At 66.5% G+C, this 18,765-nt stretch carries 15 protein-coding genes; 9 read left to right on the top strand and 6 right to left on the bottom strand.

Features of this window, described 5'->3' with window-relative positions:
- Nucleotides 1–56: 56 nt before the first annotated feature.
- The 5 genes from CVM50_RS17395 to mdlC all read right to left on the bottom strand — a co-directional run bounded on the left by CVM50_RS17395 (nucleotide 57) and on the right by mdlC (nucleotide 6,008).
- On the bottom strand, nucleotides 57–1,517 hold the full coding sequence (locus CVM50_RS17395) for an aldehyde dehydrogenase (protein ID WP_085889781.1): 1,461 nt from the start codon (nucleotides 1,515–1,517) through the stop codon (nucleotides 57–59).
- A gap of 35 nt (nucleotides 1,518–1,552) precedes the next feature.
- On the bottom strand, nucleotides 1,553–2,851 hold the full coding sequence (locus tag CVM50_RS17390; RefSeq protein ID WP_085889780.1) for a TRAP transporter large permease: 1,299 nt from the start codon (nucleotides 2,849–2,851) through the stop codon (nucleotides 1,553–1,555).
- Nucleotides 2,851–3,318, bottom strand: a complete 468-nt coding sequence (locus CVM50_RS17385) for a TRAP transporter small permease (RefSeq protein ID WP_157792220.1) — start codon at nucleotides 3,316–3,318, stop codon at nucleotides 2,851–2,853. Before CVM50_RS17385 ends, CVM50_RS17390 begins: the two co-directional genes overlap by 1 nt.
- Before the next feature lie 28 nt (nucleotides 3,319–3,346).
- Nucleotides 3,347–4,363 (bottom strand): TRAP transporter substrate-binding protein, encoded by a 1,017-nt coding sequence (locus CVM50_RS17380; RefSeq protein ID WP_085889778.1) that lies wholly within the window; start codon nucleotides 4,361–4,363, stop codon nucleotides 3,347–3,349.
- A 61-nt stretch (nucleotides 4,364–4,424) separates the two neighbouring features.
- Nucleotides 4,425–6,008: a benzoylformate decarboxylase gene (mdlC, locus tag CVM50_RS17375; RefSeq protein ID WP_085889777.1), complete on the bottom strand. Its 1,584-nt coding sequence runs from the start codon at nucleotides 6,006–6,008 to the stop codon at nucleotides 4,425–4,427.
- Between the two features lie 115 nt (nucleotides 6,009–6,123).
- Here mdlC and CVM50_RS17370 point away from each other — a divergent pair, with 115 nt between their 5' ends.
- On the top strand, nucleotides 6,124–7,065 hold the full coding sequence (locus CVM50_RS17370; RefSeq protein ID WP_159457068.1) for a LysR family transcriptional regulator: 942 nt from the start codon (nucleotides 6,124–6,126) through the stop codon (nucleotides 7,063–7,065).
- Between the two features lie 463 nt (nucleotides 7,066–7,528).
- On the opposite strand, the gene CVM50_RS17365 is transcribed toward CVM50_RS17370, so the two are convergent.
- On the bottom strand, nucleotides 7,529–8,446 hold the full coding sequence (locus CVM50_RS17365) for a LysR family transcriptional regulator (protein ID WP_085889776.1): 918 nt from the start codon (nucleotides 8,444–8,446) through the stop codon (nucleotides 7,529–7,531).
- A gap of 170 nt (nucleotides 8,447–8,616) precedes the next feature.
- Between CVM50_RS17365 and chvE the strand changes: the two genes are divergently transcribed.
- The 8 genes from chvE (at nucleotide 8,617) to CVM50_RS17325 (ending at nucleotide 18,741) form a co-directional block, all read left to right on the top strand.
- Nucleotides 8,617–9,669, top strand: a complete 1,053-nt coding sequence (chvE, locus tag CVM50_RS17360; RefSeq protein ID WP_085889912.1) for a multiple monosaccharide ABC transporter substrate-binding protein — start codon at nucleotides 8,617–8,619, stop codon at nucleotides 9,667–9,669.
- 103 nt (nucleotides 9,670–9,772) lie between these two features.
- A complete protein-coding gene (gene mmsA / locus CVM50_RS17355; protein ID WP_085889775.1) occupies nucleotides 9,773–11,326 on the top strand; it encodes a multiple monosaccharide ABC transporter ATP-binding protein in 1,554 nt (517 codons plus the stop codon).
- Nucleotides 11,327–11,338: 12 nt separating this feature from the next.
- Entirely contained in the window at nucleotides 11,339–12,532 is a 1,194-nt protein-coding gene (gene mmsB / locus CVM50_RS17350; protein ID WP_085889774.1) for a multiple monosaccharide ABC transporter permease, read from the top strand.
- A 130-nt stretch (nucleotides 12,533–12,662) separates the two neighbouring features.
- The gene (gene araD, locus CVM50_RS17345; RefSeq protein WP_085889773.1) at nucleotides 12,663–14,408 is read left to right on the top strand and encodes an L-arabinonate dehydratase; all 1,746 of its coding nucleotides are present in this window, start codon (nucleotides 12,663–12,665) and stop codon (nucleotides 14,406–14,408) included.
- Nucleotides 14,408–15,334: a Gfo/Idh/MocA family protein gene (locus CVM50_RS17340; RefSeq protein WP_085889772.1), complete on the top strand. Its 927-nt coding sequence runs from the start codon at nucleotides 14,408–14,410 to the stop codon at nucleotides 15,332–15,334. The genes araD and CVM50_RS17340 overlap by 1 nt, the downstream gene beginning before the upstream one ends.
- 45 nt (nucleotides 15,335–15,379) lie before the next feature.
- The gene (locus tag CVM50_RS17335; RefSeq protein ID WP_085889771.1) at nucleotides 15,380–16,297 is read left to right on the top strand and encodes a dihydrodipicolinate synthase family protein; all 918 of its coding nucleotides are present in this window, start codon (nucleotides 15,380–15,382) and stop codon (nucleotides 16,295–16,297) included.
- 12 nt (nucleotides 16,298–16,309) lie between these two features.
- Entirely contained in the window at nucleotides 16,310–17,824 is a 1,515-nt protein-coding gene (locus CVM50_RS17330; RefSeq protein WP_085889770.1) for an aldehyde dehydrogenase (NADP(+)), read from the top strand.
- A gap of 2 nt (nucleotides 17,825–17,826) precedes the next feature.
- On the top strand, nucleotides 17,827–18,741 hold the full coding sequence (locus tag CVM50_RS17325; protein ID WP_085889769.1) for a 2-dehydro-3-deoxygalactonokinase: 915 nt from the start codon (nucleotides 17,827–17,829) through the stop codon (nucleotides 18,739–18,741).
- Nucleotides 18,742–18,765: the final 24 nt, after the last annotated feature.

Below are 18,765 nucleotides of genomic sequence, written 5' to 3'. Positions count from 1 at the left end.
ACACGCAAACGCCCGCCCCTTTCGGGGCGGGCGTCCTCGTCATTTGGGCCCCGGGATCAGGCGAAGTGGATGGTCTTGCCTTCCAGGTAGTTGTCCAGCCCTTCGATCCCACCTTCGCGGCCATAGCCCGACTGTTTCACGCCACCGAAGGGCATGGTCGGGTCGATGATGTTGCCGTTGATCGTCAGACCGCCCGATTTCACCCGGCGCGCCATCTGGTAGGCGCGTTCACTGTCGGTCGAATAGATCGCACCGTTCAGGCCGTAGTCCGTGGCATTGGCCTTGGCGATGGCGTCCTCGTCATCCTTGTAGGTGATGATCGACACCACGGGGCCGAAGATCTCCTCGCGGGCAATGGTCATCTCAGGCGTGACATCGGTGAAGACCGTCGGCTCGAAGTAGAAGCCTTTCTCCATCCCCTCGGGCGTACCGCCGCCGGTGGCGATCTTGGCGCCCTCTTCGAGGCCCGCCCTGATGTAGCCCTCGACCCGCTCCTTCTGACGGCCCATGGCCAGCGGGCCCATCTGGGTCGCCGGATCGGCGGGGTCGCCCACCTTGATGCCCTTCACCGCGCCGACGAAGAGGTCGGTGAACTCCTTCGCGCGGCTTTCCGGCACCAGGATCCGCGTCAGAGAGAAGCAGACCTGCCCGGTGATCGGCATGGTGTAGACCATCAGCGAGGGCAGCGCGGCCTCGAAGTCGGCATCATCCAGCAGGATCGCCGCCGACTTGCCGCCCAGTTCCAGCGAGACGCGCGCCAGCCGTTCGGAACAGACCGCCGCGATATGCTTGCCCGCCGCGGTGGAGCCGGTGAAGGCAACCTTGTCCACGTCGGTGTGACGCACCAGGTAGTCGCCCACCTCGCGCGCCGCCGGCACCAGGTTGAAGACACCAGCCGGCAGGCCCGCCGCCTCGATGCACTCGGCCAGGATATAGGCCTCCAGCGGGGTTTCGGGCGAGGGTTTGGCCACGAAGGTACAGCCCGCCGCCAGCCCGGCCGCGATCTTGTAGGTCAGCAGCACCATCGGCGCGTTCCAGGGCGTGATCGCAGCGCAGACGCCGACGGGTTCCTTGGCCACCACCACGCGGCCGCCATCGGCGCGTTCGCGTTCATCGGTGAAGCTGTAGGAATTGCTGTCGATCAGGTCGGCGTAGTAGCGGAACAGGGTCACGTTCTGCGGCGCCAGGATCTTCGTCAGGGAGATCGGCGCACCCATCTGGCCGGTCCAGCTGGACGCAATTTCGTCCAGACGCGCCTCGATGTTGTCGGCCACCTTGCGCAGGTAGCCCGCGCGCTCCTTGGGGCTCATCCGCGGCCAGGGGCCGTTGTCGAAGGCATCGCGGGCTGCGGCGACGGCATCATCCACGTCGGCGGTCGAGGCCTCGGGATACTCCATCACCTTCTGCTCGGTCACCGGAGAGATTACCTCCAGCGTCTTGTCACCCTTGGGCGCAACCCACTTGCCACCAATGAAGAACTGCGTCGGGGCCCGAAGGCCGGGGTTTTGGACGTTCATGGTCTCACTCCTCCATCAACCAATTGTTCATTTCTCTACATCGTGCCAGGCAGCCAGAGCGCAAGAGCCGGGAACAGGCACAACGCCAGAATGCGCACTAGGTCGGCGGCCACGAAGGGCAGCACGCCGCGGTAGATCTCGGTCAGTTTCACATCCCGCGCGATCGAATTGATCACGAAGACGTTCATCCCCACGGGCGGAGAGATCAAGCCGATGGAGATGGTGGTGACCAGGACGATGCCGAACCAGATCGGATCGAAGCCAAGCGCCTGCATCGCCGGGAAGACGATGGGCACGGTCAGCAGGATCACCGCCAGTTCGTCCATCACGGCGCCCAGGGCCAGGTAGACCAGCAGGATCAGGCCCAGCACGCCCCAGGCGGGCAGCGGCACCTGCGTCAGGTAGGTGGTCAGGTTCTGGGTCACCTGGGTCACGGTCAGGAAATAGCCGAAGAGCGTGGCGCCCACGGCAATGGTGAAGATCGCGGCGGTGATCTGTAGCGCATCCACCAGGCAGCGCAGGATCACCCGCGGCGGCAGCTTGCCCCGCGCCACGCCGATCAGCAGCGCGCCCACGGCGCCCACGCCCGCCGCTTCGGTCACGGTGACGAAACCGCCGTACATGCCGATGATCACCAGCGCGAACAGCAGCAGCGTGGCCCAGAGCCCGCGCAGCGCGGCGAAACGCTCGCCCCAACTGGCGCGCCGCCCGTGCGGCATGCTGTCCGGGCGGCGGCGCGCGATGATCTGCACCACCAGCGCGTAAAGGCCGAGGCCCAGCAGGCCGGGGATCACGCCGGCCATGAACAGCTCGGCCACGTTCTGTTCGGTGATGATCCCGTAGAGCAGCAGGAAGACCGAGGGCGGGATCATCGACCCCAGCGTGCCGCCCGCGGCAATGACGCCCGCCGCCAGCCCCGGCGCATAGCCCGCGCGCCGCATCTCCGGCAGGGCGACGGTGGTCATGGTTGCCGCGCAGGCCACCGACGACCCGTTGATCGCGGCAAAGCCACCGCTGGCCGCCACGGTGGCCGTCGCCAACCCGCCGCGCACGTGGCCCAGCCAGGTGTTGGAGGCATCGAACAGCTCGCGGCTGAGGCCCCCGGCCCCGGCGAAGACCCCCATCAGCACGAACATCGGCACCACGCTGAGCGAATAGTCCGACATCATCCGATAGGGGGCATTGACCAGCAGGTTCAGCCCGGCGGACCAGTTGACCACGGCGGCGAAACCGCAGACGCCCACGACGCCCATGGCGACCCCGATGGGCACCCGCAGGATGATCAGCAGGAACAGGCCACCAAAGCCCAGGAAGGAAAGCAGTGTCGGGTCCATCAACGGGTCCTGAGTTCCAGAATGTCACGGCCCAGGCGCAGCAAGCCCAGGATGGAAGCGGCGGCGATGCCGGCGGCGGTGGCCGCGACCACCGGCCAGAGCGGCAGCAGCAGATCGGCAGAGACCTCGCCGCTGTCGAGGCTGCTGGCGGTCTTGCGCCAGAGCATGATCATCAGCGTCAGCATCGCGGCGAAGGTCACCGCCGAGGAAAAGACGTTCATCGCCTTCTGCATGCCCCTGGGGGATAGCTCGTAGATGGCGTCGACGGTGATGTGGCGGCGCGTCCAGGTGGTGCAGGCGATGCCCCAGGCGATGGCGATCCCCTGCAACGCGGTGGCGCCGACATAGGCATCGGGAATGCGCATGCCCAAGGCATAGCGCAGGGTCGCCTCGGTCACCGTCAGCGCCGCGATCAGCACGAGAAAGATCCCGGCCACCATTTCGATGGCCGAGATCAGGCGGGCCATGCGGCCCGCCTCGGGGATCATGACGCGATCAGAGGCCGGCATCGTTTTCGGCAATCGCCGCCTCGATGGCCGCCTCTGCCTCGGCGGCATCCACTTCGGCCGCCTCGACCTGCTCGCGCCAGCGCGCGATGGCGGGGTCTGCCGCCTCCAGCCAGGCGGCACGCTGCGCCTCGTTGGGCGCGTTGAAGGTATGCGCGCTGTCCTCTTCCAGCACCGCACGCTCCTCCAGATCCTCCTCGGCCCAGAGTTCGACGATGCGACCGGCCCAGTCGGTCGAGCAATGCTCGTCCATCACCGCCTGCTGCGCCTCACTCATCCGGTCCCAGGCCATGGGCGAGATGACGTAGACGAAGTTGGCCGCATACATCGGCATGTCCAGGTGATGGGTCGCGGCATCGGCAATGCCCCAGGTCACCAGCGAGCTATAGGGGCTGGCGGTGCCATCGGCGGTGCCCCGGGTCAGCAGGTCCCGCATCTCGGCCGCCGAGGCCTGGATGGTGGTGGCGCCCAGGCTGGACAGATAGTTGCCCAGGGTGCCGTTGGCGGGGCGGATCGACAGCCCGTCCAGGTCCTCCGGCCCGCTGACCGGGCTGGTGGTGTGGATCGTGCCGGGCGAATGCATGAAGGCCATGCAGAACTTCACATCCGACATCTCCTCATCGGCATAGGCACGATACCACTGGTCCAGCGCGCGAGAGCCCGCCACCGCGTGATTGAATCGGAAGGGCAGTTCGCCATAGGAAATCACCGGGAAGCGGCCGGCATTGTAGCCGGGGTTCACCAGGGTGATGTCGGCGATCCCGTCGCGGGCCAGGTCGTAGTGGTCCACCGCCGCGCCCAGCTGGCGCGAGGGGTAGAGCGTAATCTCGATCGACCCGCCAGAGGCCTCCTCGATCGCATCCATCCAGGCCTGGGTTCCTTGCATCAGCGGGTGGGCCGGCCCGACCCAGACGCCGAAGCGCAGGTTGACGGGATCGTCCTGGGCAGCCAGCGGGGCCGCCATGGTCGTCGCGGCTGCTGCCGCCAGAAGTACAGAACGCATCATCTCTTCCTCCTCCTAGAGAGTGTTGCCTTGGTCTTGGTCGCGTCAGTGCGCGCCAGGGCGGTCAGCCCCGGTCGATCATCACCTCCACGAGGCGCGGCCCTCCTCCGGCCGCGAATGCTTCGCTCAACACGCCGTCCAGCTTTGCCGGGTCCGAGACCTGCTGCGCCGGGCATCCCTGCCCTTCGGCCAGCGCCGCCAGCGACAGGTGGCCGATGTCGCAGCCGACCACCTCCTTGTTGCCGGCAAAGCCCTTCAGCGCGGCATAGCCGCCGTTGTTGAGCACGACGAAGAGCACGTCGGCGTCATGTTCCACCGCGCTCCACAGCCCCTGGACCGAGTACATGGACGACCCGTCGCCCAGGATCGCCAGCACCGTCTCGCCAGGGTTGGCCATGGCCACGCCGACGGCGGCGGGCAGCGCATAGCCCAGCCCCCCGCTGGCAGTGGCGAAGAAGCCCCCGGCGCGGTCGATGGGCAGATAATCGTGGACGTCATCGCGGCTCGAGGGCGCTTCCTCCACCACGATACCGTCGGCAGGCCGCAGCCGTCGCAGCGCGTCCAGCGCCATGGCCGAGGAAATGCCCCTGGCGGGCGGCGGTGCCTGGATCTCCCGCAGGGGTGCGGGGCGTTTCGGCCGGGGATCCGCGGCGCTGGCCTGCAACGCGCGCAGCGACAGGTCCAGATCGCCGACCAGCGAGGTGCCGCAGACCGCCGAGGCCGCCTGTTTCGGATCGCTGACGATCTGCACCAGCGTCGCCCCTTCGGGCGGGATCTGCCCCGGCATCTCATAGTGATAGGTAAAGACCGGCGCGCCCAGCGTGACGATCAAGTCATGCCCGGTCAGCAGGCGCGAAATGTCAGCCTCGTTCGCGGGCAGGAAGCCGGCGAACAGCGGATGGCTTTCGGGAAAGGAACAGCGCGAGGACAGCGGCGCGACCCAGACCGGTGCCTGGTGGTGTTCGGCCAGTGCCACCGCCGCGTCCCAGGCGCCGTCGGCATCCAGCCCAGCGCCGACGACAAACACCGGATCGGCGGCCCCGTTCAGCTGCGCGGCGATCTCCCCCAGCGTGCCTGCATCGGGCTGCGCCCGGCCCGTGATCTTCCGCAGGGCGGGCAAATCGCAGGGCTGCCCCCAGTCATCCAGCGGGATCGACACGAAGACCGGCCCCGCGGGCGGCAGGCAGGCCATGTGGATGGCCCGCGCGATGGCCGCCGGCACATCCTCGGCCCGCGCCGGTTCGATCGCCCACTTCACGTAGGGCTGCGGCAGCTCGGTCGGCGCCTCGGCATAGAGGAAGGGATCGGCGCGCAGCAACGGGCGGCTCTGCTGGCCGGCGGTGATGACCACCGGCGCCCGGTTGCGGAAGGCCGAATAGATGCTGCCCATGGCATGGCCGACACCGGCGGCCGAATGCAGGTTGACGAAGGCCGGCCCGCCGGAGGCCAGCGCATGACCGTCCGCCATGGCGACCACGACGGATTCCTGCAACCCGGTGACATAGCGGAACCCCTCCGGCAGATCGCTAAACAGCGGCAGCTCGGTCGAACCGGGATTGCCGAAGATCGTCGTCATGCCATGGTGGCGCAGCAGCTGGAACACAGCCTCGCGCACGGTCGTGCCATGCGCCGAACCCGATCGGGTCATATCTCCTCCCCACCCCGGGCTGGCCCGGGGGTCTTCCTCTTCATGCATACATCTTCGCAGATCCAAAACTCCAAAGGGAATTGTCATTCTCTGCTCATACTCATACCGTTTCGGTATGACCTGGGATCAGCGCACGCTTTCAACCTTCCTCGCCACCGCGAAACACGGCAGTTTCGGCCGCGCCGCGCGGGAGATGCACCTGACACAACCCGCCGTGACCCGGATCATCCGGCGGCTGGAGGCCCATCTGGGCGCCCCGCTGTTCGACCGGACCACCACTGGCGTGACGCTGAATGTATACGGCAAGGCCTTCCTGCCCTACGCCAGCACCGTCGATGCCGAGATGGCCAATGCCGAGGACCTGCTGGATTCGCTGCGCGGCGCCAGCAAGGGCGTGGTGCGCGTGGGCGGCGTCGGCAGCGTCGTCTCGGGCCACCTGGCGACGGCCCTGCAATCCCTGCTGGCGGACCAGCCCGGCCTGCAGGCGCAGGTCACCGAGGAGATCGAGGACAAGCTGCTGATGGCGCTGAAGCGGGGCGAGGTCGATCTGGCGATCTCTCCCGAACCCTACCTGGACGATGAGATCACCCTGGCCTGCCCCGATCCCCTGCACGACCTGGTCGAGGTCTTCGCATCGCCCCGCCACCCGCTCGCGGGTCGCGACAGCATCCCCCTGCCCGAGGTCGCCAGCCACCCCTGGGCGCTGCCGCCGCTCGACACGCCGATCACCCGCGAGCTGCAACGCCGTTTCTTCGCCCGAGGCGTCGAGACGGTGGAGATAGGGGTGCTGTCGCGCTCGGTAAACATGCTGAAGAGCATGACGGTCCAGGGCGGTCAGATGTGCTGGATGCCGCGCGGCCTGGTCGCGCTGGAGGTCGAGGCGGGCGATCTGGTCGCCCTGCCGATCCCGGAACTGACCTTCCGCCGCACCTTCCAGATCTACCGCCGTCGCATGGGTCAACTTCCCCCCGCCGCGGTCAAGCTGCTGCGCGCCCTGCAGGCCCTGGCGCACAGTCAGGCCGGCGACGGCAGCGGCGACGGCAGCGGCGACGGCTAGCGGTCGGTCGAGCTCTCTTGCCTTTCGCGATGCGCGCGACGGTTTGACCGCGTCGCGGAGCCGCCCGTCGTAGATCCCATAGTCCGGCACAGTATCCAGATGCGCGCCAAGCGCCAGCGCCGGGCCGTCCCCGCGACACCTGCCCGTCGCTGTCCGCCGTCCTGCGTGAGATCGGCCTGCGCGCCGTGGTCGACGTGCACTAGGTCGCGGCCTACGAATGGGGTGCGGCCCACGCCGTCAGGGCCAAGGTGATCGGCATCCCCCTGCATGAGGATATCCTGCCGACCTCGAACGCCCCGCTGCGCCTGGCACCGTTCTGGTTGCGGTCCGACCACCTTCCGGCGGTCGACTGACGATCCCCTTCCCGCCGAGGGGCGGGAGGGTAACCTCCACAGGGTTCTTGGTGGCTCGGCGGTTGGCGACTGCGCCGGGACGCAAAACGGCCCCTGCACACGGATCCCGCCTAAAGCCGCCGCAGGACTTCCTCAAGCACGCGTTCGGTGGCGCGCGGCAATTGCTGGCCCCTGTTGGCGAGCACGAAATAGGGGGAGACGGTGATCCGTTCGGCCATGTCCAGCGCGATCAGGCTCGCACCCAGGCTGTCTCCTGCAAGGATTTCGGCGACCTCTTCGGATTGCGGGGCGATGACGTCGGAATAAGCCAGCAGGGACAGCACCACCAGCAGCGACGAGGAGTTCGAGACATTGCCCGGCACCGCCGTACCCGATTGCAGGAAGGCGGCCTCGACCGCCTGGCGGATCGGCGAGCCCCGTTCCTGCATCACCCATTCATAGCCCGTGACCGCGTCTAGCGGCAGGGCGCGGTGATGGGCCAGCGGGTGGCTGTCGCGCACCATCAGCGCCACGTTTTCGGACCGGGCGGGGTAGACGTGGAATTCGTGGCTGTCCTGATCCGGCATCAGGCGGGCAATGATGAAATCGAACCGACCTTCGCGCAGACCGCGCACCAGCTCGACCGAGGGGCCCACCTCGATGGTTGCCTCGATGTCGGGACTTTCGGCTTTCACCTGGCGCAGGGCGGGCATCAGGAATCCCATGGCCGGCCCGGTCACCGCGCCGACGCGGATCTCGCCCGCCCGCCCTTCGGCAAGGTTGCCGACCTCGGACTGCAGCGTCTCCAGCTCCCTCAGAATGACCCGGATGTGACGCAGGAAAGTCTCCCCCACGGGGGTGGGCTCCATCCAGCGGGGATGGCGAACGAACAGAGGCGCCCCCAGTTCGGCCTCGACATCGGCCAGCATGCGGCTGGCCGCGGGCTGCGACATCGCCAGCGCCTCCGCCGCAAGCTGCAGCTTCTGGCGCCGGGCGATCTGATCCACCAGCCTGAAATGTATGGGTTTGAGGCGTTTTATAAGGTCCATGACGCCTGCATAGCATGAAGCATAACAATCTAGGTATGGAAATCATCAGAAATAGAATTTTACAGATATGAACCGAAAGGGCTACCCAAGGCGCGGTTGAGGAGACCAAACAGATAATGCGGCCCCCCGGCGAAAAGCCCGGCAAACCGGCCGTGAAAGTGGAGGAGATCATGACTTTCAAGACACTCGCGGCCAGCACGGCCGCCGCTCTCGTGTTCGCAACCGGCGCCTATGCCGACGGTCTGATCGGCATCGCCATGCCGACCAAATCCTCGGCGCGCTGGATTTCGGACGGCAACTCCATGCAGGAGCAACTGCAGGAGGCTGGCTTTGAAACCATCCTGCAATACGCGGAAGACGATATTCCGAACCAGGTTGCGCAGATCGAGAACATGATCACCCGCGGCGTGGACGTGCTGGTGATTGCCGCCATCGACGGCACCACCCTGTCGAACGCCCTGGAAAACGCCTACTACGCGGACATCCCGGTCATTTCCTACGACCGTCTGATCCGCGACAGTGAATACGTCAGCTACTACGCCACTTTCGACAACTTCCAGGTCGGCGTGCAGCAGGCAACCTCGCTGGTGGACGGGCTGGAAGAACGCTTTGGCGACGGGCCCTACAACGTCGAACTGTTCGGCGGCTCTCCGGACGACAACAATGCCTACTTCTTCTACAACGGCGCCATGTCGGTGCTGGACCCGCTGATCGAGGACGGCACCATCAACATCGTGTCCGGCCAGATGGGCATGGACACCGTGGGCACCCTGCGTTGGGACGGGGCTGTCGCCCAGGCCCGAATGGATAACCTGCTGTCGGCCTATTACACCGACGAGATGGTGCACGGCGTGCTGTCGCCCTACGACGGCCTGTCCATTGGCATCCTGTCCTCGCTGAAAGGCGTCGGTTACGGCTCCGGCGACATGAAGATGCCGATCGTCACCGGTCAGGACGCCGAACTGCCCTCCGTGAAGTCCATCATCGCCGGCGAGCAGTATTCGACCGTCTTCAAGGACACCCGCGAGCTGGCAGGCGTCGCCGTCGACATGGTCGAAGCGCTGGTCGAGGGATCGGAGCCCGAGATCAACGACACCGAGACCTACGACAACGGCGTGAAGGTCGTCCCCTCCTACCTGCTGGAACCCGTCCTCGTGGACAGCTCCAACTGGAAGGAGATCGTGGTCGACAGCGGTTATCACCCCGCAGACGCCTTCGAGTAAGATCGGCAGCCCCGATCGCCCGCGGCCGGTTTCCGGACCGGCCGCCATGGGTCCCCCACGTTCATCGTGGCCCCTCCCCTCAAAGACTGCAGAAGGCAAAGCCATGACTTCTTTGCTTGAAATGCGCGCGATCACCAAGGAATTCCCCGGCGTGAAGGCCCTGGACAACGTCAACCTGACGGTGACCGAGGGCGAGATCCACGCCATTTGCGGCGAGAACGGCGCCGGGAAATCCACGCTGATGAAAGTGCTCTCCGGCGTCTACCCCGCCGGCACCTACGACGGTGAAATCCATTACGACGGCAAGCTGGCCCAGTTCGCGGACATCAACGACAGCGAAGACTTGGGGATCATCATCATCCACCAGGAGCTGGCCCTGGTGCCGCTGCTGTCCATTGCCGAAAACATCTTCCTCGGCAACGAGCGCGCGAAGAACGGCGTGATGGACTGGCGCGAGACCTTCCGCCTGACCGAAGACCTGCTGAAGCGGGTCGGCCTGGCCGAAAACCCGGGTACGCTGATCGACTCCCTGGGCGTCGGCAAGCAGCAGCTGGTCGAGATCGCCAAGGCGCTGTCCAAGGACGTGAAACTGCTGATCCTGGACGAACCGACCGCGGCCCTGTCGGAGCATGACAGCCAGGCCCTTCTGGACCTGATGCTGGAGCTGAAGGCCAAGGGCGTCACCCAGATCATCATCTCCCACAAGCTGAACGAGGTCCGCCGCGTCGCGGACAGCGTGACGGTGATCCGCGACGGCTCGACCGTATCGTCGATGAACGCCCACGAGGAAGAGATCACCGAGGACCGCATCGTGCGCGACATGGTGGGTCGGGACATGTCCGACCGCTATCCGCCGCGTCCGCACCGCGCAGGCGAGATGCTGATGGAGGTCGAGGACTGGAACGTCTGGCATCCCGAACATGCCGACCGCCAGGTGATCAGCAACGCGTCCTTCAACGTCCGCGCCGGCGAGGTCGTCGGCATCGCGGGCCTGATGGGCTCCGGCCGGACCGAGCTGGTGATGTCGATCTTCGGCAAGAGCTACGGCAAGAACATCTCGGGCAGCGTGAAGATGCACGGGGCTCCGGTGGATGTCTCCACCGTGGGCAAGTCCATCGACGCGGGACTGGCCTACGTGACCGAGGACCGCAAGTCGCTGGGCCTGGTGCTGGAGGAGACGATCCAGAAGAATATCACCCTGGCCAACCTGCCCGGCGTGTCGAAATCCGGTGTCATCAGCGAGGGCGAAGAGACCCGCGTCTCGGAAGAGTACCGAAAGGCGATGAACATCCGCACGCCCTCCGTCTTCCAGAAGGTGATGAACCTCTCGGGCGGCAACCAGCAGAAGGTGGTGCTGTCCAAGTGGCTCTTCTCCGGGCCGGAGGTGCTGATCCTGGATGAGCCGACGCGCGGCATCGACGTTGGCGCGAAATTCGAAATTTACAACATCATCAATGACTTGTCGGAACAGGGCAAGGGCGTGGTGATGATATCCTCCGAGATGCCCGAGCTTCTGGGCATGTGCGACCGCGTCTACGTGATGAACGAGGGCGCGCTGGTCGGGGAACTGACGGCGGCCGAGGCCAGCCAGGAAAAGATCATGTCGATGATCGTCACCGATGTCGTCGACGAGCCTGTCTCGGGCGCTGCGGAATAGGGAGTGGGAAACGTGGACCTCGCTGAAAAGACCAACGAAAGCGCAGGCAAGAGCCTAGGCGCCTATCTCGCCGGGCACCTGCGCGATTACGGCCTGCTGGTCGCACTGATCGCCATCATGCTGTTTTTCCAGGTGGTGACCGACGGCACGCTGCTGAAGCCTGTCAACATCACCAACCTGTTCCTGCAGAACAGCTACATCATCATCATGGCGCTCGGCATGCTGATCGTCATCGTGGCGGGCCACATCGACCTCTCGGTCGGCTCCGTCATGGGCTTCGTCGGTGCGCTGGCGGCGGTGATGATGGTGAACTGGGGCTGGCCGGTCTGGCTGACCATTCCCGCCTGCCTGGTCGCCGGCGTGCTGATCGGTGCCTGGCACGGCTACTGGGTCGCCTACTGGAAGATCCCGGCCTTCATCGTCACCCTCGCCGGCATGCTGGTGTTTCGCGGCCTGTCGCTCTGGTTGCTGGAAGGCCAGTCCGTGGGCCCGTTCGAGCGCTCTTTCCAGTCGCTCTCGACCGGCTTCATCCCGGATATCCTCGGGATCAACCGGCCCAACGGCACAGCGCTTCTGGCCGGGGCGCTGGCGGTGATCGGGATCGTCTGGATGGGCCTGAACCAACGTGCCCGCAATGCCAAGTACGGCATGGATGACGAACCGACGCTGTTCTTCGTCCTGCGCAACGTGATCGTCTGCGGCGCCCTCTTCTACGTGATGTACAAGCTCTCGGGCTTCCGCGGTCTGCCGAACGTGCTGGTCTCGATGGTGGTGCTGACGGTGGTCTATGCCTTCATCACCGAGAACACCACGCTGGGCCGTCGCATCTACGCCCTTGGCGGCAACGAGAACGCCGCCAAGCTGTCGGGCATCAAGACCGAGAAGCTGACCTTCCTGGCCTTCGTCAACATGGGCATGCTGGCCGCGCTGGCGGGCCTGATCTTCGCCGCGCGGCTCAACACCGCCACCCCCAAGGCCGGCTTCGCCGTGGAGCTCGACGTGATCGCCGCCGTCTTCATCGGCGGGGCGTCGATGTCGGGCGGCTCGGGCAAGATCATCGGGGCCGTGATCGGTGCCTTCATCATGGGCGTGCTGAACAACGGCATGTCGATCATGGGCATCGGCATCGATTACCAGCAGGTGATCAAGGGCCTGGTGCTTCTCGCCGCCGTGTTCTTCGATGTCTACCAGAAGAACAAGAGCTGACCCTGCGGCGGGGTGCCCCCCGCCCCACGCATCCCAATCGCCCGGGCGGACCGCCGCTCGTGCCACCCCCGTAGGGCGGGGTTCGACCCCGCCTTCGGCCCCCGATCCAACTTTGTCAGGACCCAGTGCAATGACGTTCAAACCTGCCGAATGGCCCCGCAAGCTAAGGTCCCAGGAATGGTATGGCGGCAACTCGCGCGATACGATCTACCATCGCGGCTGGATGAAGAACCAGGGCTACCCGCACGACCTGTTCGATGGTCGCCCGATCATCGGCATCATGAACACCTGGTCCGACCTGACCCCCTGCAACGGCCACCTGCGTGAGCTGGCGGAAAAGGTGAAGGCCGGCATCTGGGAGGCCGGTGGTTTCCCGGTCGAAGTGCCCGTCTTCTCGGCCTCGGAAAACACCTTCCGCCCCACCGCGATGATGTTCCGCAACCTCGCCGCCCTGTCGATCGAGGAACAGCTGCGCGGCCAGCCCATCGACGGCGCGGTCCTCATGGTCGGCTGCGACAAGACCACGCCCTCGCTGCTGATGGCCGCGGCCTCCTGCGACGTGCCCTCCATCGTCGTCACCGGCGGCCCGATGCTGAACGGCTATTTCCGCGGCGAAAGGGTCGGCTCCGGCACCCACCTGTGGAAGTTCTCGGAGGCCGTGAAAGCAGGCGAGATGACCCAGGAAGAGTTCCTGGAGGCCGAACAGGGCATGTCCCGCTCCTCTGGCACCTGCAATACCATGGGCACCGCCTCGACCATGGCGTCGATGGCCGAAGCCTTGGGCATGGCGCTGTCGGGCAATGCCGCCATCCCGGCGGTGGACAGCCGCCGCCGCGTCATGGCGCAGATGTCGGGCCGTCGCATCGTGCAGATGGTCAAGGACGACCTGAAGCCTTCGGACATCATGACCAAGCAGGCCTTCGAGAACGCCATCCGCACCAACGGTGCCATCGGCGGCTCTACCAACGCCGTCATCCACCTGCTGGCCATCGCGGGCCGCGTGCCGGGCGTCGACCTGACGCTGGACGACTGGGACCGTTGCGGGCGTGACGTGGAAACCATCGTCAACCTCATGCCCTCGGGGGAATACCTGATGGAGGAGTTCTTCTACGCCGGCGGCCTGCCTGTCGTGCTGAAGCGCCTGGGAGAAGCGGGTCTGCTGCACAAGGACGCCCTGACCGTTTCGGGTGAGACGATCTGGGACGAGGTCGCCGATGTGATGAACCACAACGAGGACGTAATCCGCCCCGTGGGACAGGGGCTGACGCCCCAGGGCGGCATCGCCGTGCTGAAGGGCAACTTGGCGCCCAATGGCGCCGTGCTGAAACCTTCCGCCGCGTCCAAGCACCTGATGCAGCACCGCGGCCGCGCCGTGGTTTTCGAGGATATCGACGACTACAAGGCCAAGATCAACGACCCAGACCTCGACATCGACGAGACCTGCGTCATGGTCCTGAAGAACTGCGGGCCGAAGGGCTACCCGGGCATGTCCGAAGTGGGCAACATGGGTCTGCCTCCGAAGGTCCTGCAGAAGGGGATCACCGACATGGTGCGCATCTCCGACGCGCGCATGTCCGGCACCGCCTATGGCACCGTGATCCTGCATACCTCGCCCGAGGCTGCCGCCGGTGGCCCCCTTGCGGTGGTCCGCAACGGCGACATGATCGAGGTCGACGTGGCCGGGCGCCGCGTCCACCTGGACATCACGGATGAAGAGCTGGTCGCCCGCCTGGCGGAGTGGAAACCGGCCCACGAACAATTTGAAAGCGGCTATGGCTGGCTGCACCAGCAGCATGTCGAGGGCGCCGACACCGGCGCCGACCTCGACTTCCTCAAGGGCTGCCGGGGCAATGCCGTCGGAAAGGATGCCCACTGATGGATATCGCACTCATCGGCATCGGCAAGATCGCCGTAGACCAGCACGTCCCCTCGCTCAAGGGCTCCCCCGACTGGGAGCTGGCGGCGACCGTTTCCCGCTCGGGCACGGTCGAGGGGGTCGAGGCCTTCACCTCCTTCACCGAGATGCTGGAGGCCCGCCCCGAGATCCGTGTCGTCTCCCTCTGCCTGCCGCCCGTGCCGCGTTTCGACTACGCGGCCAAGGCGCTGGCCGCCGGGCGTCACGTCATGCTGGAGAAACCCCCGGGCGCAACGCTGGCCGAATGTATCGCGCTGGAACAGATGGCCCGTGACAGGGGCCTGTCGATCTACGCCACCTGGCATTCACGCGAGGCCGACAAGGTTGCGCCCGCCAAGGCCTGGCTGGCCGACAAGACGCTGCGCTCGCTGCATGTCACCTGGCGCGAGGACGTGCGCCGCTGGCATCCGGGCCAGGATTGGATCTTCGAGGCCGGGGGGCTCGGCGTCTTCGATCCGGGCATCAATGCGCTGTCCATCGTGACCGAGATCCTGCCCGATCCGATCCACCTGAAATCCGCCACCCTGTCCTTCCCCGAGAACCGGCAGGCGCCGATTGCCGCCGACCTGGCCTTCCACCACCCCGGCGGCGCCCGGGTGACCTGCGACTTCGACTTCCGCCAGCAAGGCGAACAGACCTGGTCGATGGAAGCCCGTTGCGAGGAAGGCACCCTGCTGCTGACCAACGGCGGTGCCAACATGTACATCGACGGCGCGGAGCAGGGTGAACATCACTCGGGCCTCGATGGAGAATATCCCCGGCTCTACGCCAAGATGGCCGAACTGGTGCGCAAGGGCGGCATCGACATGGATCTGCGCCCGCTGCGCCATGCGGCCGACGCCTTCCTCCTCGGCCGCCGCACGGTGGTCGAGCCCTTCGATTTCTGATCGTCGCCCGAGCCCCTGACCCGAAATCCCTGAAAGGACCCGACAGTGAAAACGCCTCTGACCGGCATCCTCCCCGTTGCCCCCACCCCTTTCCTCGATGACGGCACCATCGACCAGGAGGGTATGACCCGCGTCCTCGACTGCCTGATCGACCAGGGTGTCGACGCCATCTGCATCCTAGCCAACTATTCCGAACAGTTCGTGCTGTCGGATGAGGAACGCCGGGTGCTGACCCGCCTCTGCCTGGAGCATGTCGCGGGCCGCGTGCCGGTGATCGTCACCATCTCGCATTTCTCGACCCAGGTCGTCGTGGACCGTGCCCGCGAGGCGCAGACCCTTGGCGCCTCGATGCTGATGATGATGCCGCCCTACCACGGCGTCGGCCTCGTCCCGCCGCCCGAGATGATCTTCGAGCATTTCGCCATGGTCTCGGACGCGATCTCGATCCCGATCATGATCCAGGACGCGCCGCTGTCGGGGGTCACCCTGCCGGTGCCGCTGCTGGTCAAGATGGCGAAGGAGATCGAGAACGTCTCCTATTTCAAGATGGAAACCCCCTTCGCCGCCGACAAGCTGGCGGCGCTGATCGAGGCGGGCGGCGATGACATCATCGGGCCCTTCGACGGCGAGGAAGCGGTAACTCTGCTGGCCGATCTGGACGCCGGCTGTACCGGCACCATGACGAGCGGCATGTTCGCCGAGAAGATCCGCCCCATCGTCACCCACTACCTGGCGGGCGACAAGGACGCGGCGCTGGCGCAGTGGACCCGCTGCATGCCGCTGATCAATCACGAGAACCGCCAGTGCGGGCTGCGCGCCTGCAAGGTGGTCTACAAGGAAGGCGGTGTCATCAAGTCCGATCACGTCCGCCATCCGCTGAAACCCATGACCGACCGCACCCGGGCGCGCCTTCTCCAACTGGCGTCCGATCTGGACATCATGGCGCTGTCCTGGGGCAAGTAAGGGAGTATCCAAATGACTTTCCACGGCAAACATCTGATCGCCGGTGAATGGACCGGCACCGAGGCCACCTTTGCCTCGACCCCCGTCACCGGAGAGCCGATCACGGTCTCCGCAGGCGATGCCACGCTGGTGGACAAGGCCGTCCAGGCCGCCGAAGAGGCCTTCTGGTCCTACGGCTATTCCAGCCGCGAAGAACGCGCCGCCTTCCTCAACGCCATCGCGGACGAGATCGAGGCGCGCGCCGAGACCATCACCGCCATCGGCACCGCCGAAACCGGCCTGCCCGAAGGCCGCCTGCAGGGCGAACGGGGCCGCACCACCGGCCAGATCCGCATGTTCGCGGATCACATCCTGAAAGGCGACTACCTGGACCGCCGCCACGACGAGGCGCTGCCCGACCGCGCGCCCCTGCCGCGTCCCGACCTGCGCATGATCGAACGTCCGATCGGCCCGGTGGCCGTCTTCGGCGCCTCGAACTTCCCGCTGGCCTTCTCAACCGCCGGCGGGGACACCGCCGCGGCTCTGGCCGCCGGCTGCCCGGTCGTCGTCAAGGGCCACGAGGCCCACCCCGGCACCGCCGAGATCATCGCCGAGGCCATCAAGGCCGCCGTCGAGAAGACCGGCACGCATCCGAGCGTCTTCTCGATGATCCACGGCGGCAGCCACGAGGTGGGCGGCGCCCTGGTCCAGCATCCGCTGATCAAGGCCGTCGGCTTCACCGGTTCGCTGCGCGGTGGCAAGGCGCTCTTCGATCTCTGCGCACAGCGCCCCGAGCCGATCCCCTTCTTCGGCGAGCTGGGCTCGGTGAACCCGATGTTCGTGCTGCCCGAAGCAACCGCCGCGCGCGGCGCCGCCATCGGCGAAGCCTGGGCCGGATCGCTGACCATGGGCGCGGGCCAGTTCTGCACGAACCCCGGCATCGCCGTGGTCGGCAAGGGCCCCGAGGGGGACGCCTTCGTCGCCGCTGCCAAGGACGCACTCGCGGGCACCGGCGCCCAGGTCATGCTGACCGACGGCATCGCCAGCGCCTATCGCGCGGGCAAGGATCGGTTCGATGGCCGCAACGCCGTCACCCCGGTGCTGACAACCGACAGCGACGGCCGCGAAGCCACGCCGAACCTCTACGAAACCGACGCCTCGGCCTACCTGCAGGACCACGCCCTCGGCGAAGAGGTCTTCGGTCCCCTGGGCCTCGTCGTCCGCGTCGACAACCTCGACGAGATGGTGACCCTGGCGAAGGGCTTTGAAGGTCAGCTGACCGCGACGCTGCACATGGATGACGGCGACGCCGATGCTGCCCGCGCCCTGCTGCCGGTGCTGGAACGCAAGGCCGGCCGCGTGCTGGCCAATGGCTTCCCGACCGGCGTCGAGGTCTGCGACAGCATGGTGCACGGTGGCCCCTTCCCGGCATCGACCAACTTCGGCGCCACCTCAGTGGGCACACTGGCGATCCGTCGCTTCCTGCGTCCGGTCTGCTACCAAAACCTGCCCGAGGCGCTGCTGCCCGCCGACCTGCAGGGCATCTGACGATGCAGGCCGCCCCGACGACCGACTGGATTGCCGCCGATTGGGGCACCTCCAACCTGCGTCTCTGGGCCATCGGACCCGGGGGCGCAGTGTTCGCGGAACGCAGCTCTGCCGAAGGCATGGGCGGCCTGGCGCCCGATCAGTTCGAGCCGGCCCTACTGCGGCTGGCCGAAGATCTTCTGCCTGCGGACCGCGTGACGCCGGTGCTGATCTGCGGCATGGCCGGGGCCAAACAGGGCTGGATCGAGGCGCCCTATGCCCAGGTCCCCTGCCCGCCCGCCGGAGGCGGCGCGCCGGTCCTCGCGCCGACCGAGGACGCGCGGCTCTCGGTGCGCATCCTGCCGGGCCTGTGCCAGTCCGGCCCTGCCGACGTAATGCGCGGCGAAGAGACCCAGATCGCCGGTTTTCTCGCCAATGAAGCCGATTTCGACGGCACCCTCTGCCTGCCCGGCACCCATACCAAGTGGGTCCGCGTGGCGGGCGGACAGGTGCTGTCCTTCCGCACCGCCATGACGGGCGAGATATTCGCCCTCCTCGGCCAGCATTCCGTCCTGCGCCATTCCCTTTCGGCCGATGGCGAGGCGGACGAGGAGGCTTTCGACGCCGCGCTCGCCACCGGTTTCGCCGCCCCCGCCGCCTTGGGGATGGAGCTGTTCTCGATCCGCCCCGCCTCCTTGCTGGAAGGGCTTGCGCCAGCCGCCGCCACAGCGCGGCTCTCGGGGCTGTTGATCGGGGCCGAACTGGCAGGGGCGCAGGACTTCTGGCAGAATCGCGACGTGGTGGTCGTGGGTTCGCCCCGGCTGACCCGCCGTTATATAGCGGCCATGGAACGCCTGGGCGGCACCGCCCGCGCCGCGCAAAACCCCGAGCTGGCCCTGAGCGGTCTCAAGGCCGCCCAGCTGTTGCCGCAGGGCTGAGGGGCGGCGCCCCCGCCCGACGAA

The organism is Pseudooceanicola marinus, assembly GCF_002786295.1.
In the GTDB taxonomy this organism is placed as follows: Bacteria; Pseudomonadota; Alphaproteobacteria; order Rhodobacterales; family Rhodobacteraceae; genus Pseudooceanicola; species Pseudooceanicola marinus.
Note: the sequence above shows the minus strand (reverse complement) of the source record. Positions and strands in the feature narration are given on the sequence as shown.